We start from the raw sequence: 14,760 nt of genomic DNA, 5'->3' as shown, positions 1-14,760 counted from the left end.
GCTGGCGTTTTGCCCGATACGCTGCATTCGTTCTGATCGTCAGTCAAGTGCGCGCCCGACGCCACGGAGAGGGGTTCCGCGGTGGACCCGAACGCCCAGCATCCGCACGACCGGCAGCCGGACACCGAGCCCTCGCGCAGAGCCGGCCCCGCCCCCGGGCCCGCATCCCCCGGCGCCGGCTCCGTGCCCCCGGCCGCGCGTTCCGTCCCCCCGGCCGCCGACGACCTGGAAGCCGCCGTCGACCACCTGATGCCCGGCATCCGCGACGACCTCAAGCGGCTCGCGGCGATCCCCTCGGTCGCCTTCCCCGGCCACCCGCCCGAGCCGGTCCTCGCGGCGCGCGACGAACTCCTCGCCCTGCTGCGCGCCGCCGGCGTCACCGACCTCGGACAGCTCGACCTCCCCGGCACCGCGCCGGTCGTCATGGGCACCATCCCGCCACCCTCCCCGGACGCTCCCACCGTGCTCCTGTACGGCCACTACGACGTCCAGCCCGCGGGCGACCTCCGGCTGTGGACCTCGCCGCCCTTCGAGCCCACCGACTTCGACGACCCGCACGGCGGCCCCGCCATCCGGGCCCGCGGCATCGCCGACTGCAAGGCGAACCTCCTCGTCCACCTCGGCGCGCTGCGCGCCCACGGCGGCCGGCCCCCGGTCGGCATCAAGATCGTCTTCGAGGGCCAGGAGGAGTACGGCAGCCCCTTCGACGACTACCCGCCCACCGACCCCGCGCGCTTCGCCTGCGACGCGATGGTCATCGCCGACGCGGGCAACCTCCGCGCCGGTACGCCCACCCTCGTCACCGGCCTGCGCGGCGCCGCCGAACTGACCGTGGAGGTCCGCACCCTCGACGAGGCCGTGCACAGCGGCGAGTACGGCGGCGCCGCCCCGGACGCGCTGCTCGTCCTCCTCAATGCCCTGGCCACCCTGCACGACGTACACGGCGACGTCGCCGTCGAGGGGCTGCGCCGCGAACCGTGGACCGGCACCGCCCCCACCGAGGCCGAGTTCCGCGAACTGGCCGGTGTACAGGAGGGACTGCCGCTCCTCGGCTCCGGCAGCCTCGGCGAACGCCTGTGGAGCGGCCCCGCCGTCACCGTCATGGGCCTGGACGCCCCCTCGGTCGACCAGGCCGCCTCGGCCGTCGTGCCGTACGCCCGCGCCAAGCTCAACCTGCGCTGCCACCCGCGCCAGGACCCGAAGGAAGCACTCGACGCGCTCGTACGGCATCTGGAGCGGCTGCGTCCGTTCGGTGTCCCGCTGACCGTGACACCCGGCGACGCGGGCGCCGGCTTCGAGGCCCGTACCGGCGGGCCCGCCTACCGCGCCGCCGAGGCCGCGATGCGCCGGGCCTGGGGCGCCGAACCCGTGCACACCGCGGGCGGCGGCTCCATCCCGCTGGTCAACGGCCTCGCGCGGGCCGTCCCCGAAGCCGAGGTGCTGATCTTCGGCGCCGAGGACAAGCAGTGCAACCTGCACGCGCCCGACGAACGGGTGCTGCTGTCGGAACTGCGCGCCGCCGTCCTGGCGGAGGCCGTCTTCCTGCGCGAGTACGCCGCCGCGTTCCGTACCGGAGCCGCCACGTGAGCGTCCCGATGCCCGACGAGAACCCCCGGCCCGCCGAAGAGTCCCCGGCCGCCGGGCAGTCCGCCACCACCGCCACGGCCGACCCCGCCCCCGACCACGGCGACGGACCGCGGCGCCCCCGGCGCAGGTTCACCTTCCCCAGCGCCCTGACCGTCCTGGTCGTCGTCACCCTCGCGGTCTGGCTCCTGGCCTTCTTCATCCCCTCCGGCACCTACGACCGCGGCGCCGACGGCACCCCGCAGCAGGGCACCTACCACCGCACCCCCTCCGGCCAGTCCTTCACCGACCGCCTCAACGACCTTTTCCTCTCGCCGGTCAACGGCCTCTACGGAGTGCAGGACACCAAGACCGGGCAGGTCGGCCCGACCCTGGCGGGCGAACTGTACGGCAGCGCGGGTGTGTTCCTGTTCGTGCTGGCCATCGGCGCGTTCATCACGGTCGTCTTCTCCACCGGGGCCCTGGACCGCGGCATCGGCCGGCTGGCCCACCACCTCCGCCACCGCGGCGCGCTGCTGATCGCCGGTGTGATGGCGGTCTTCTCGCTGCTCGGCACGGTCGAGGGGTTCGCCGAGGAGACACTCGGCTTCTACGGCCTGGTCGTACCGCTGATGCTGGCACTCGGGTACGACCGGATGGTGGCCACCGCGACGATCATCCTCGGCGCCGGCATCGGCGTCCTGTGCTCCACCGTCAACCCCTTCGCCACCGGCGTCGCCTCCTCCGCGGCGGACATCTCGCTCGGCGACGGCATCGCGCTGCGGGTGGTGATGTGGCTGGTGCTGACCGCCGTCACCATCGGCTACGTGGTGCGCTACGCGCGGCGCGTGCAGGCCGACCCGGACCGTTCCCTCGTCGGCTTCCTGCCCGGCGACCGGGACCGCGCGCGGGCCGCCGACGACGCGGCGGAACCGCCGCCGCTGACCGGGCTGCACAAGACGGTGCTGGTCACCGTGGCACTGGTGTTCGCCTTCATGATCTTCTCGGTGATCCCGTGGGCCGGGGCGCTCACCGGGGACGCCGACGCCGCGCCGTACTCCTTCGAACTGGGCTGGTCCTTCCCCCAGCTGGCCGCGCTGTTCGTCACGGCCTCGATCCTCGTCGGGATCATCGCGCGGATGGGGGAGCAGCAGCTCAGCTCGACGTTCGTGCAGGGCGTCGCCGAGTTCATCTCACCGGCCCTGGTGATCGTGCTGGCCCGCGGCGTCACGACCATCATGAACAACTCGCGCATCACGGACACCGTTCTGCACGCCGTCGAGGGTGCCGTTTCCGGCACCCCCTCGGCCCTGTTCGGCATCATGGTCTACGTCGTCAACCTGCCGCTGGCCTTCCTCATCCCCTCCACGTCGGGCCACGCCACCCTCGCCATGCCGATCCTGGCCCCGCTGGCCGACTTCGCGCACGTCTCGCGCGCGGTGGTCGTCACGGCCTGGCAGGCGGCCAGCGGGTGGATGAACCTGTGGGTGCCGACCACCGCCGTCATCATGGGCGGCGTCTCGCTGGCCAAGGTCGGCTACGACAAGTACCTGCGTTTCGTCTGGCCCCTGCTCGCCCTCCTGGCCGTCCTCATCTGCGGCTTCGTGGGGCTGGGAGCGGCGATGACCTGAGCCGGCCGGACGGCCGCGCGTCACAGGAGGGCGGTCGGCTCCGGTGACGCGGGCCGCGGCTTGCAGGTGAAGCCGAGCCGGCGCAGCGCCCGCACCATCTCCCCGGCGCTGAAGTCCCGCGGGTCCTGGCCGGTGACGATCCGGCCGACCTGCTTGACGGGGTAGGCGACGGAGCCGACGAGCACGGAGTCGCCGTGGATGGGCTCCGGTTCGACCGCGCTCATCTTCTGCTCCACCTCGATCGCCTGAAGGTAGAAGAAGACGCCGGCGATGGTGACACGCATACTGCCTCGACAAGGGTGAGCAGGAATGGAGCCGAGCCCCCACCCTCTCACGTGGCCCCTCCGTACGGTGGCCTGATCGCCGCCGGATTCCGGGTCACGGCGACTGCGGGGCCTCCGCTCCGCGCACCCGCAGCCCGGCGATCTCGGTGTGCGGCGGCCGGTCCCCGGCCAGCAGCAAGGTGGTGATGCGGTCGGCGGGTCCGGCGGCGAAGTGCACCCGGCCGCCTTCGAGCGGTACGACGGTGCCGCTCGCGTCCACCGGGATGCCGGTGAGCGCGCCGAGCCAGGCGGCGGCGCCGTGCGGGTCGGGCGTCTCGACGAGGAACCCGACGAGGTCGAAGGCGCCGCGGTCGACGCGGCCGGACGCCTCGTGCTCGCGGCGGAGCGCGGGGTCGGTACGGACGGTGATGAAGAACGGCGCCCAGGGCGGCACTCCGGAGCCGGTCAGCATCACTTCCTGGAAGGTGACCCGGCCCTCCAGGAAGGAGAAGTCGTGCACATCGGTGCCGTGGCCCGCGCGGCGCAGCCGCTCGGCCGTGGCGGCGGAATCCGTGACGTGCACCGCGAAGTTCAGCGGCCCGCCGCCGGCCGCCAGGAGCGCGTCGATACGGGACTGCCACTGGGCCGTCGCCCGGCCGAACGCGGAGAGCGCGTACGTCTGCGGGTCGACGACGGTGAGGATTTCGACGTACCGGTCGTCCAGCCGCCAGGCGCCGTTCTGGAAGCCCTCGTGCACCGGATTGGTGTGCGCGGGCAGCCCGGCCGCCGTGTACTCCCGTACGGCGGCGGCCACGTCCGGCACGCAGTGCAGCAGATGGTCGAAGCGCGGCGCTTCGACCGGGCGGAGATCCGGGGTGCGGATCGGCTGAGTGGTGGTCATGGACACCCTCCCCAAGTAGGTAAGGGCAGCCTAACCGAACCGGGCCGAGGGGTTCGTGCGGGTGGCACGGGCCCCTCGGCCCGGTGACTGCCGTTCAGGTCGGCGCCCCGCGCGGCGACCGGGGCGAGTCAGTCCAGCAGCTCGTACGCCGGCAGGGTCAGGAACGCGGCGTAGTCCGTGTCCAGAGCGACCTTCAGAAGGAGATCGTGGGCCTGCTGCCAGGTACCGGCGGCGAAGGCCTCGTCGCCGATCTCCGCGCGGACGGCGGCCAGTTCCTCGTCGGCGATCCTGCGGACCAGGTCCGCGGTGGCCTTCTCGCCGTTCTCGAACACGACCCCCGCGTCCACCCACTGCCAGATCTGCGACCGGGAGATCTCGGCGGTGGCCGCGTCCTCCATCAGGCCGAAGATGGCGACCGCGCCGAGGCCGCGCAGCCATGCCTCGATGTAGCGGGTGCCGACCCGGACCGCGTCCACCAGGCCCTGATAGGTGGGCCTGGCGTCCAGGGAGTCGACGGCGATGAGGTCGGCGGCCGAGACCGCGACGTCCTCGCGCAGCCGGTCCTTCTGGTGCGGCCGGTCGCCGAGCACCGCGTCGAAGGAGGCACGGGCGACCGGCACCAGGTCGGGGTGGGCGACCCAGGAGCCGTCGAAGCCGTCGCCGGCCTCCCGGTCCTTGTCGGCGCGGACCTTGGCCAGCGCGGTCTCGTTGGCCTCGGGGTCGCGGCGGTTGGGGATGAACGCCGCCATGCCGCCGATGGCGTGCGCGCCGCGCTTGTGGCAGGTGCGGACGAGGAGTTCGGTGTACGCGCGCATGAACGGCGCGGTCATGGTGACCGCGTTGCGGTCCGGCAGTACGAACTTCTCCCCGCCGTCGCGGAAGTTCTTCACGATGGAGAACAGGTAGTCCCAGCGGCCGGCGTTCAGGCCCGAGGCGTGGTCGCGCAGCTCGTAGAGGATCTCCTCCATCTCGTAGGCGGCGGTGATGGTCTCGATGAGGACCGTGGCGCGGACGGTGCCCTGCGCGATGCCGACGTAGTCCTGCGCGAAGACGAAGATCTCGTTCCAGAGGCGGGCCTCCAGGTGCGACTCGGTCTTCGGCAGGTAGAAGTACGGGCCCTTGCCGAGGTCCAGCAGGCGCTGGGCGTTGTGGAAGAAGTACAGGCCGAAGTCGACCAGCGCGCCCGGGACCGGTGTGCCGTCGAGCTGGAGGTGCCGCTCGTCGAGGTGCCAGCCGCGCGGGCGGACGACGACGGTCGCCAGCTCCCCGGCGGGCTTCAGGGCGTAGGACTTGCCGCTCCCCGGGTCGGTGAAGTCGATCCGGCGCTCGTAGGCGTCGATCAGGTTCACCTGGCCGCCGATGACGTTCGCCCAGGTGGGGGCCGAGGCGTCCTCGAAGTCGGCGAGCCAGACCTTCGCGCCGGAGTTGAGCGCGTTGATGGTCATCTTGCGGTCGGTCGGGCCGGTGATCTCCACCCGGCGGTCGTCCAGCGCGGCGGGCGCCGGGGCGACGCGCCAGCTCTCGTCGTCGCGGACGTGGGCGGTCTCCGGCAGGAAGTCCAGGCTGCTGGTGCGGGCGATCTCGGCACGGCGGGCGTCGCGGCGGGCGAGCAGTTCGTCGCGGCGCGGGGTGAACCGGCGGTGGAGTTCGGCGACGAAGGCCAGCGCGGCCTCCGTGAGGATCTCGTCCTGGCGGGCGGGGGCCTTGCCGGGGTCGACGTCGACGATGGCCAGCGGGGACGGCGCTGGTGCGGACATGAGCTGTCACTCCATTCAGCGGCGGTGCCCGGGCGGCCGCCGGGGCGGGTGCGCGGCACGGGGTGCCGCGGGCCGCGGCCGGCGGTGGCGGGCGCCGTTCGGGTGCAGGGCGCTTCTGACCAGTGGAGAGTAGTTTCCTTATCGCGGAACTTCAATGGTTTGTTGACGTCGAGATTCTCTCCGTCGACAGAAGCGGGGGCCGGATGACTCGGAGTGCCACCGCGGTCACTGCCCCTCGCCTGCCCGTGGGGCGCCCGGCGACGCCAGGCGGAACAGGTCCCGCGGCGTGTCGATGTCGTACGGCTCGGCCACGTCCGCGCACTCGACGAGGGTGAGGGCGGCCGCGTGCTCCTCCAGGTACGCACGGGCCCCTCGGTCGCCCGTGGCACCCGCCGCGACCGCCGCCCACCGGTCCGCCCCGAACAGCACCGGATGCCCGCGCTTCCCGCCGTACGCGGCCGCCACCAGCCCGGCCCCGCCCTCGTACGCGGCGATCACCCGCGCCACCGCCGCCGCGCCGATGCCCGGCTGGTCCACCAGTGAGACCAGCGCGGCGCCCGCCCCGGAGCCCGCCAGGGCGGCCAGTCCGACGCGCAGCGAGGACCCCATGCCCTGCGCCCAGTCCGGGTTCTCGGCCGTCTCGTACGCCGCGAGGTCGGCCCGCTCCCGTACCGCTCCGGCCGCCGCGCCCAGGACGATGTGCACCGGGTCGCAGCCGCCCTCCCGCAGGACCCGGGCCGCGTTCTCGACCAGCGGCCGCCCGCGGAAATCCAGCAGGGCCTTGGGCCGGCCGCCCAGCCGCCGCCCGCCGCCCGCGGCGAGCAGCAGCCCGGCGACCGGGCGGCGTACGGGTGGGGCGTCCGAGGCGGGGGATTGGATGTGTGCCATGGGGCCTGCTTACCTCATGGCCGGGGTCTGCGGGGCAGTACGGGGCCGGTCGTGGCGGCGGGGAGTGAGGCCGGCCGTGGCGGCGGGAAGCAGGGCGGGCCGAGAACGGTACCGCACGGCGGCCGCCGGTGCGCACCGGAATTCGGTGATCCTGATTTCGCTCTCCGTATGGCGCGGACCGCGCAGGGTGGCGTTAACTGGCCCGCGTCGCGGAGCGGGGCCAACGACCGTGGAGGGTACCGTCGTTGTGGAGCAGAGGCAGAAGCACAGGCGAGTCGCAGGAGCCGGGGACGACCCGCGGGACGTCGCCCTGTGCGGGGCGGTGGCCCGGCTACGCCGTGAACTGGCCCTCCACCCGGCGGAGTTGCCCGACCGCGCGGCCGCCGACGACGAACTGGCCGCGCTGCACGCCCTGGTGAGCGCCGGTGACCCCGAGGTGCCCCGGCTGCGCCGCTCCCTGCTGCTGATCGCGGGGGCGGTCGGCTCGGTCAGCGCGCTGGCGCCCGCCCTCGCGGACGTACGCGACCTGATCGGTATGTACGGGGAGGCGCCGCGCCGGTTCTGAGCCCCGGCCGGGGCGCGGGGGCGTACGGCCCGCACCGCGCCCCGGCCGGGGCTGTGGCATCACGCCGGGTTCTGGTTGGCCAGCGCCACGGAGAGTTCGGCCGCGATCTCCTGGAGCACCGGCACGATCTTGTCGATGGACGCCTCGGTCACCCGGCCGGTCGGACCGGAGATGGAGATGGCCGCCGCGGTGGGGGAGTCCGGCACCGGCACCGCGATGCAGCGGACGCCGATCTCCTGCTCGTTGTCGTCCATCGCGTACCCGAGCCGGCGGACCTCTTCGAGGGCGTCCAGGAAACGGTCCGGATCGGTGATGGTCTTCTCGGTCGCGGCCGGCATGCCCGTACGGCCGAGCAGCGCGCGCACCTCCTCCGGCGGGTGGCCCGCCAGCAGTGCCTTGCCCACGCCCGTGGAGTGCGGCAGCACCCGCCGGCCGACCTCGGTGAACATCCGCACCGCGTGCCGGGACGGCACCTGCGCCACGTACACGATCTCGTCGCCGTCCAGCAGTGCCATGTTGGCGGTCTCGCCGGTCTCCTCGACCGCGCGCGCCAGGTAGGGCCGGGCCCAGGTGCCGAGGAGGCGCGAGGCGCTCTCGCCGAGGCGGATCAGCCGGGGGCCGAGCGCGTACCGGCGGTTCGGCTGCTGGCGGACGTAGCCGCAGGCCACGAGGGTGCGCATGAGCCGGTGGATGGTGGGCAACGGCAGTCCGCTGCTCGTCGACAGCTCGCTCAGGCCGACCTCGCCACCGGCGTCGGCCATCCGCTCCAGCAGGTCGAAGGCGCGCTCAAGGGACTGGACGCCACCGCCGGCGGCTGCGGGTCTGGCGGCGGAAGTGCTGGCGCTGGACGGCGGCACGACGCGTTCCTTTCGGGGCAGGTGGTGGCGGACTCGGCGCAGGGCTGGGTGTACGGGTGCCGGGACCGACCCGGAGCAGCCTACCGGTCCCCTCCGGCGGACACACGGTCTGTCGCACACTCGTTCCCGCCGGTCAGAACCCGTCCCCGGTCCGCGCCCGGCCCCTGCTCGGGCGGCGCCCGGGTGCTACCCGCCCGCACCGGCCCGGACCAGTGGCTAAAAGAACATTCCGCTGCCCGATATCCCGTATCCATTCCATGGAATCCTCCAAGCGCCCGCTCTGGCGCCTGATCGCGCCAGGAACCCGCCCCCGCCGCTCCTCCCGTCCGGCGCGATCCGTACCACCGCCCCACCTCCGGCAGGGTCTTGACGGGCCACGGCGCCGGAGGAACACTCCTTCAACAGAAAGTTGAATTCCGTGGTGCGGAAGCCCACGGGGACCGCACGAGGAGGGGACCGGGTGTCCGAGATCGATCTGGTGCTGCGCTCCACGCGCGTCGTCACCCCGAGGGGGACACGCGCGGCGACCGTCACCGTCCGGGACGGGAAGATCGCGGAGCTGCTCCCGCACGACGCCCCCGCCCCGGCCGGGGCGCGGGTCGAGGACTTCGGCGGCGACGTGCTGCTGCCCGGCCTCGTCGACACCCACGTCCACGTGAACGACCCCGGCCGCACCGCGTGGGAGGGCTTCTGGACCGCCACCCGCGCGGCCGCGGCCGGCGGCATCACCACCCTCGTCGACATGCCCCTCAACAGCCTGCCGCCCACCACCACCGAGGCGAACCTGCACACCAAGCGCGAGGTCGCGCGCTCCAAGGCGCACATCGACGTCGGCTTCTGGGGCGGCGCCGTACCCGGCAACGTCAAGGATCTGCGGCCGCTGCACGACGCCGGCGTCTTCGGCTTCAAGTGCTTCCTGTCCCCGTCCGGTGTGGACGAGTTCCCGCAGCTGGACCAGGCACAACTGGCCGCCGCGCTCGGCGAGATCGCCGGCTTCGGCGGCCTGCTCGTCGTGCACGCCGAGGACCCGGTCCACCTGGAGGCCGCGCCGCAGCCGCACGGCCCCAAGTACGCCGACTTCCTCGCCTCCCGCCCCCGGGTCTCCGAGAACGACGCGATAGCCGGACTGATCGCGCTCGCCCGGCGGCTCCGCGCGCGGGTGCACATCCTGCACCTGTCCTCCTCGGACGCCCTGCCGCTGATCGCCGACGCCCGCGCCGAGGGCGTACGGATCACCGTCGAGACCTGCCCGCACTTCCTCACCCTGACCGCCGAGGAGATCCCGGACGGCGCCACCGAGTTCAAGTGCTGCCCGCCGATCCGCGAGGCCGCCAACCAGGACGCCCTCTGGCAGGGCCTCGCCGACGGCACGATCGACTGCGTCGTCTCCGACCACTCACCCTCCACCGCCGACCTGAAGACCCCCGACTTCGGCGACGCCTGGGGCGGCATCTCCTCCCTCCAGCTCGGCCTGCCCGCCGTCTGGACCGCCGCCCGCGAGCGCGGCCACACCCTCGACGACGTCGCCCGCTGGATGGCCACCGCCCCGGCCGCCCTGGTCGGCCTGCACCACAAGGGCGCCGTCGAGCCCGGCCGCGACGCGGACTTCGCGGTGCTCGCCCCGGACGCCACCTTCACCGTCGACCCGGCCGGCCTCCAGCACCGCAACAAGATCACGGCCTACGCAGGGCGCACGCTGCACGGCGTCGTACGGTCCACATGGCTGCGCGGCCGGCGGATCAACGACGGCGGCACACTGTCCGAGCCCGCGGGTGAGCTGCTGGAGCGGCCCTGAGGGCGTACGGTGCCGGTGCAGGCTCTGCGCCGCGAGTGACACGTCCTCACGTACCGCGTTCAGGACCGTGGACGACGTCGTACGAGGGCCGCTCCCGGCACGGCGACGGCCGTGCCGAAGGCGGTCCAGAACACCACCTTGCCGGCCGGCCCGTTGACCGTCCGCAATTCTCCGTCGTCGTGCAGGCAGAACGAGTCGGGCGGGAAGTACCGCGTGACGGGCATGCCGGTGCGGTGGCACGGAGACGTCTCCGGAAACAGAGCCCCGTGCGCCCGCTGCGCGAGAATCCCGCCGACGACCACCGCCAGCCACCCGGCCGGCAAGAACACCGCCCGCATCCAGACGGGAATCTTCGCCCGCCGCCCCAGCGACCAGACGCCGGCCGTGGGCACGACGAACACGATGAGCAGAACGGACAGGAGGAGCAGCGGCTTCACGGCCCGATTACAGCATCGGCTGACGGCAGGCCGCTGCTGGGGTCCCTGCTTCCGGCAACGCGGGGGCGCAGCCCTCAGGGGCTGATGGACCGCAACTTGTCGCGGATCCAGTCGCCGGCGCGCACCGTTTCGTACTGTCTGCGTCCGACGGGCGCGGGCAGCGAGATGATCGGGGTGTCGGGGGCGCAGGCGTGGAAGTACACCAGGGAGGTCAGTTCCTCGGCCGGGGCCTCGGGGGACGGTGGCAGGACGCGGTGGCGGCCGGAGTGCCAGCGGTCGCCGCTCCAGCGCTGCATCAGGTCGCCGATGTTGAGCGTCAGGGTGTCCGGCTGCCACGGTGCGTCCTGCCACCCGGCCGCGGCGTCGTAGACCTGTAGCCCGCCTCGGCCGTTCTGCCGGTCCAGCAGGGTCAGGAGCCCGAAGTCGGTGTGCGCTCCGATGCGGAACTGTCCGGGACGGGCCGGGCCGGTGCTGTGCCGGGCCGGGTACCAGTTGATCAGGACGTTGCCGTTCGGGCGGGTGGTGTGGCGGGTGAAGAAGTCCTCGGGCCGGCCCAGCGCGGTGGCCATGATCTGCAGCAGGGCGTCGGACAGCGTGCGCATACGGTCGGCGAACTCCGTCACGTACGGGCGCAGCAGCGGTACGTGTGACGGCCAGCGGTCGGGCAGCAGCTGGGTGCGGGCGGCGCGGGTCTCGAAGGCGGCCGCCCAGGACTCTTTGAGGTCGGGCGGGGCCGTGGTGCCGCCCTCGGATGCCGCCGTGGTCACCTGGTCGCGGCCGAACCACCCGCACCGGCCGTCCTGTCGGGCGTAGCGGGCCTTGACCTCGTCGGGCAGCGCGAAGAACGTCCGGGCCGCTGCCCGCAGCCGCTCGGGCAGCTGCGGGTCGAGGCCGTGACCGCGCACGAGAAGAAACCCGCCGGCCTGCAGGGAACGGTCGACGGCGGCCGCGAGCCGCTCCCGGGCATCCCGGTCCGCGCCGGACCGTCCGGAGAGATCGATGACGTCAATGGCCGTACGGTGCATGGCAAGGTGCTCCCTTCGCCGCACCGGAGTGCGGAGTCGAATGCCGGGCGTTCCGGCCGTTGCCAGTCACCTTTCCGCCGCCGGCTCCTGAGCCCGAAGCCGTACGCTCGGATACGGCAGGAACCGGCGACGGAACGGGGGACCGCGGTGGATTCCGGCAGTCCGGACGACCTCGACCAGCGCCTGCTGCACGCCCTCCAGCTCGACGGACGCGCCCCCTACCGCCGCCTCGCCCGCACCCTGGACATCTCCGAGCACACCGCCGCTCGCCGCTACCACCGCCTGCGCCGCCTCGGCCTGCGCATCACCGGCCGCCCCGACCCGCAACGGCTGGGACACACCCGCTGGCTGCTGCGCCTGCGCTGCACCCCCGACACGGTCCGCCCCCTCGCCGACAGCCTCGCCCGCCGCTCCGACACCAGCTGGGTCACCCTCACCACCAGCGGCACCGACCTCTACTGCGCCGTCGACGCCCCCACCGCTGACTCACACAACGCCCTGCTGCTGACCGCACTCCCTCGGACGCCGAACCTCGTGTCCGTCACCGCGCACTGCATGCTGCACATCTTCAAGGGCGCCACCACCACCTGGCACGCCACCCGCTACCTCACACCCGCCCCCGCATCCGCGGCAGCTTCCCCCGACCCCACCGCCCCCCTCCACCTCGACACCACCGACCACACCCTGCTCACCGAACTCGCCCGCGACGGCCGCGCCACCCTGCCCGCGCTGAGCAAGGCCGCCGCCCGCTCACCTTCCAGCATCCAGCGCCACCTCGACCGCCTGCGCCACCACGGCGCACTCGACTTCTACGTCGACTTCGCACCCCAGCTGCTCGGCCACCACATGAGCGCACAGTTGTGGTTGACGGTGGCCCCCGCCCACCTGAGCAGCGTCGGCGCGGCCCTGGCCACCCACCCCGCCATCGCCTTCGCCGCCGCCGTCACCGGCTCCGCCAACCTGGTCGCCAACGGCATCTTCCGTACCCCCGCCGACCTGTACACCTACATCGACCAGGACCTCGGCACCCTCCCAGGCATCCACAGCATCGACACCGCCCCCACCTTGTACGAAGTCAAACGCCTCGCCGCCCCCTTCACGCCAGTACGCGCCCGCGCCCGCACGTGACAGGAGGCGTACCGCGCCTTGGTCTACCACCTCACCGACGGCCACAGCCTCGTGGACCGGGAGGTCGTACGCGCCGAGGCCGTCATCCAGGTCGTACGCCGGATCGAGGCGGGCCACGTCATCGAGGACGTCGCGGGCTACCTGTACGTCACGATGCGCCACGCGGCCCGGGCCGCGGTGCGGAAGGCCGTGAAGTCCCGCGAGACGCCTCACGAGGCCAAGAGTCAAGCGGCTGCGGTGAGTGGGGTGGGGAAGGCGATGGTTTCGTCGAACAGTTGGCAGGTGTGCAGGCAGTGGCAGAGCTGGCCGAGGAGGCGGTTGAAGAGGTTGCGCTGGGCGGCGTGCCAGTCTCCGGCTTCGCGTCGTCGGCGGTCCCGGGGCCGAGGGCGGGGCGCGCCGCGGTGGTGTGTCAGGTGCACTTGTTGAGGTGGGAGTGGGTGAGGTTGGTGTCCCAACTGCCCACGTAGCCGGTCTTGCCGAGGCCGTTGTGCCGGGTCCAGTACATCCAGCCCTGGAAGAAGCCGCTCCAGCGCTTGCAGGTGGAGAGCCCCGTGCTGCCGCGAGAGCTGGTCCAGCCGAGCACCGTGTTCCCGTCGACGTCGCCGTACAGGGGCGCGTTCTTGGCGATGGCGATGTCGTGGCTGGACCTGATGCCGGCACTGCCGCTGTCGGTGGCCTGCGCGGCGGGAGCGAAGGCGAGGCCCACGCCCACGGTGACGGAGGCGGTGGCGAGTGCGAGCCGTCGGGTGACGGACATGGTGGTTCCCCCTCGTTCCAGTGGTGTCGTGGTCGGTCGGTGGCTCAGTCTGGGCGATCCGGGGACCCTTCGTGGCGCGGGTCGCCAACAGTTCACCGAGGGGTCACCGGAGGTCGTCACTCCTTCGCCTGGAGCGGCGCCACCGGGCCCGCGGGATCTGGTGGGGCTCTACTGCCCGCTCGGTTTCCACGGCACCTGGGCCTGCCTCGGCACGGCGGGAGACCTGCGCCGCGACGCGGGGCGTTGCTGGGTGCTCCGCAGATGCCGGAGACCGGCCGGACCGTATGGATACGGGAGACCGAGGCGCTCCCCGAGCACCGCCGAGGGGAGAGGGCCCGGCACCGGCGTACTCCGCCTGAGGTGATCGACGCGATCGCCTCCACGTTCCCGTCCGGTACCCCAGTGGGTGCACCTGGCGAGAAGTACGGCACCTGGCGCGGCGTCTGCAACCGGCTGCGGATGTGGGCCGTCGACGGCACGTGGGAGGGGGTGTTCACTGCCCTGGTGGCCCGGGCCGACGCGGACGAAGACGTCAGCTGGGCCGTGTCCGTGGACTCCACCCTCGTGCGCGCTCACCAGCATGCGGCCGGGGCCCGCAAAAAGGGGCCCCGGCCGACGAGCCGGACGACCATGCCGTCGGCCGGTCCCGCGGCGTACTGACCACGAAGATCCACCTCGCGGCCGACGGCCGGTGCCGGCCGCTGGTGTTCGCCCTCACCGCCGGTCAGGCCGCAGACGCACCCGCCGTCACGGAAGTCATGGCCCGTCTGCGCGTTCCCCGCCACGAGGACGGCCCCGCACCAGGCCGGACCCGGTCCCGGCTGACAAGGCGAACTCCTCCCGCGCGATCCGCGACCACCTGCGGCCACGCGGCATCCGCGCGGTGATCCCGGAACGGGCCGACCAGCAGGTCAACGGGCGACAGCGCGGACAGGCGGGCGGCAGACCACCGTCCTTCGACCGCGAGGCGTACAAGAAGCGCAACACCGTCGAGCGGTACAACAACCGCCTGAAGCAGTGGCGCGGCACTGCCACCCGCTACGAGAAGACCGCGGCCACCTACCTCGCCGGTCTTCACATCGCGGGCATCTTCCTCCGATCTGCCTGCTGATCCGAACGAGACCCCAGGGGTATGGGGTGACCACGGGGCGCGGCAGTTGATCAGCTGTGTCGTGCCGGCCTTCCGGTCACCT

At 72.9% G+C, this 14,760-nt stretch carries 13 protein-coding genes and 2 pseudogenes; 6 read left to right on the top strand and 9 right to left on the bottom strand.

Going from position 1 to position 14,760, the window contains the following annotated elements; all coding sequences use genetic code 11:
- The first annotated feature begins 183 nt into the window (after positions 1–183).
- Both OEIGOIKO_RS08190 and OEIGOIKO_RS08185 read left to right on the top strand, forming a co-directional pair.
- Positions 184–1,587 carry a M20/M25/M40 family metallo-hydrolase gene (locus tag OEIGOIKO_RS08190; protein WP_281288429.1) on the top strand — a complete coding sequence of 468 codons (1,404 nt, stop codon included), beginning with the start codon at positions 184–186 and terminating at the stop codon, positions 1,585–1,587.
- A gap of 8 nt (positions 1,588–1,595) precedes the next feature.
- Positions 1,596–3,194 carry a YfcC family protein gene (locus OEIGOIKO_RS08185; protein ID WP_371859013.1) on the top strand — a complete coding sequence of 533 codons (1,599 nt, stop codon included), beginning with the start codon at positions 1,596–1,598 and terminating at the stop codon, positions 3,192–3,194.
- 20 nt (positions 3,195–3,214) lie between these two features.
- Here the strand turns inward: OEIGOIKO_RS08185 and OEIGOIKO_RS08180 are convergent, their stop codons facing one another.
- The 4 genes from OEIGOIKO_RS08180 to OEIGOIKO_RS08165 form a co-directional block, all read right to left on the bottom strand.
- The gene (locus OEIGOIKO_RS08180; protein ID WP_125053272.1) at positions 3,215–3,478 is read right to left on the bottom strand and encodes an SCO5918 family protein; all 264 of its coding nucleotides are present in this window, start codon (positions 3,476–3,478) and stop codon (positions 3,215–3,217) included.
- Between the two features lie 94 nt (positions 3,479–3,572).
- On the bottom strand, positions 3,573–4,358 hold the full coding sequence (locus OEIGOIKO_RS08175; protein ID WP_125053270.1) for a VOC family protein: 786 nt from the start codon (positions 4,356–4,358) through the stop codon (positions 3,573–3,575).
- Positions 4,359–4,486: 128 nt separating this feature from the next.
- Complete coding sequence (gene aceB, locus OEIGOIKO_RS08170) at positions 4,487–6,115, bottom strand: malate synthase A (RefSeq protein ID WP_125053268.1); 1,629 nt, start codon at positions 6,113–6,115, stop codon at positions 4,487–4,489.
- 225 nt (positions 6,116–6,340) lie between these two features.
- Positions 6,341–7,003 (bottom strand): nucleotidyltransferase family protein, encoded by a 663-nt coding sequence (locus OEIGOIKO_RS08165; protein WP_125053266.1) that lies wholly within the window; start codon positions 7,001–7,003, stop codon positions 6,341–6,343.
- 247 nt (positions 7,004–7,250) lie between these two features.
- On the opposite strand from OEIGOIKO_RS08165, the gene OEIGOIKO_RS08160 reads away from it, so the two are divergent.
- Positions 7,251–7,568 carry a DUF5955 family protein gene (locus OEIGOIKO_RS08160; RefSeq protein WP_246177267.1) on the top strand — a complete coding sequence of 106 codons (318 nt, stop codon included), beginning with the start codon at positions 7,251–7,253 and terminating at the stop codon, positions 7,566–7,568.
- Positions 7,569–7,627: 59 nt separating this feature from the next.
- On the opposite strand, the gene OEIGOIKO_RS08155 is transcribed toward OEIGOIKO_RS08160, so the two are convergent.
- Positions 7,628–8,425: an IclR family transcriptional regulator gene (locus OEIGOIKO_RS08155; protein WP_125053264.1), complete on the bottom strand. Its 798-nt coding sequence runs from the start codon at positions 8,423–8,425 to the stop codon at positions 7,628–7,630.
- A 460-nt stretch (positions 8,426–8,885) separates the two neighbouring features.
- On the opposite strand from OEIGOIKO_RS08155, the gene allB reads away from it, so the two are divergent.
- Positions 8,886–10,220 carry an allantoinase AllB gene (gene allB, locus OEIGOIKO_RS08150; protein WP_125053262.1) on the top strand — a complete coding sequence of 445 codons (1,335 nt, stop codon included), beginning with the start codon at positions 8,886–8,888 and terminating at the stop codon, positions 10,218–10,220.
- A 59-nt stretch (positions 10,221–10,279) separates the two neighbouring features.
- On the opposite strand, the gene OEIGOIKO_RS08145 is transcribed toward allB, so the two are convergent.
- Positions 10,280–10,657: a hypothetical protein gene (locus OEIGOIKO_RS08145; RefSeq protein WP_125053260.1), complete on the bottom strand. Its 378-nt coding sequence runs from the start codon at positions 10,655–10,657 to the stop codon at positions 10,280–10,282.
- 74 nt (positions 10,658–10,731) lie between these two features.
- Positions 10,732–11,682 carry an isopenicillin N synthase family dioxygenase gene (locus tag OEIGOIKO_RS08140; protein WP_125053258.1) on the bottom strand — a complete coding sequence of 317 codons (951 nt, stop codon included), beginning with the start codon at positions 11,680–11,682 and terminating at the stop codon, positions 10,732–10,734.
- A gap of 147 nt (positions 11,683–11,829) precedes the next feature.
- On the opposite strand from OEIGOIKO_RS08140, the gene OEIGOIKO_RS43465 reads away from it, so the two are divergent.
- Positions 11,830–12,810 carry an Lrp/AsnC family transcriptional regulator gene (locus OEIGOIKO_RS43465; protein ID WP_170251649.1) on the top strand — a complete coding sequence of 327 codons (981 nt, stop codon included), beginning with the start codon at positions 11,830–11,832 and terminating at the stop codon, positions 12,808–12,810.
- Between the two features lie 224 nt (positions 12,811–13,034).
- Here the strand turns inward: OEIGOIKO_RS43465 and OEIGOIKO_RS08130 are convergent.
- Positions 13,035–13,184 (bottom strand): annotated as a pseudogene (locus OEIGOIKO_RS08130) (IS110 family transposase); the annotation flags it as partial.
- A 35-nt stretch (positions 13,185–13,219) separates the two neighbouring features.
- A complete protein-coding gene (locus OEIGOIKO_RS08125; RefSeq protein ID WP_125053253.1) occupies positions 13,220–13,567 on the bottom strand; it encodes a hypothetical protein in 348 nt (115 codons plus the stop codon).
- Between the two features lie 261 nt (positions 13,568–13,828).
- On the opposite strand from OEIGOIKO_RS08125, the pseudogene OEIGOIKO_RS08120 reads away from it, so the two are divergent.
- Positions 13,829–14,678, top strand: a pseudogene (locus OEIGOIKO_RS08120) (IS5 family transposase).
- Positions 14,679–14,760 lie beyond the last annotated feature (82 nt).

The sequence above is a fragment of the Streptomyces paromomycinus genome, from assembly GCF_003865155.1.
In the GTDB taxonomy this organism is placed as follows: domain Bacteria; phylum Actinomycetota; class Actinomycetes; order Streptomycetales; family Streptomycetaceae; genus Streptomyces; species Streptomyces chrestomyceticus.
This window is presented reverse-complemented; position numbering and strand designations above follow the sequence as displayed.

What these genes read in the sequence shown, in the direction of transcription:
- OEIGOIKO_RS08185 (WP_371859013.1), top strand. Translation starts at nt 1,596, where the DNA reads ATGCCCGACGAGAACCCCCGGCCCGCCGAAGAGTCCCCGGCCGCCGGG.
- OEIGOIKO_RS08180 (WP_125053272.1), bottom strand. Translation starts at nt 3,478, where the DNA reads ATGCGTGTCACCATCGCCGGCGTCTTCTTCTACCTTCAGGCGATCGAG.
- OEIGOIKO_RS08175 (WP_125053270.1), bottom strand. Translation starts at nt 4,358, where the DNA reads ATGACCACCACTCAGCCGATCCGCACCCCGGATCTCCGCCCGGTCGAA.
- aceB (WP_125053268.1), bottom strand. Translation starts at nt 6,115, where the DNA reads ATGTCCGCACCAGCGCCGTCCCCGCTGGCCATCGTCGACGTCGACCCC.
- OEIGOIKO_RS08165 (WP_125053266.1), bottom strand. Translation starts at nt 7,003, where the DNA reads ATGGCACACATCCAATCCCCCGCCTCGGACGCCCCACCCGTACGCCGC.
- OEIGOIKO_RS08140 (WP_125053258.1), bottom strand. Translation starts at nt 11,682, where the DNA reads ATGCACCGTACGGCCATTGACGTCATCGATCTCTCCGGACGGTCCGGC.
- OEIGOIKO_RS08125 (WP_125053253.1), bottom strand. Translation starts at nt 13,567, where the DNA reads ATGTCCGTCACCCGACGGCTCGCACTCGCCACCGCCTCCGTCACCGTG.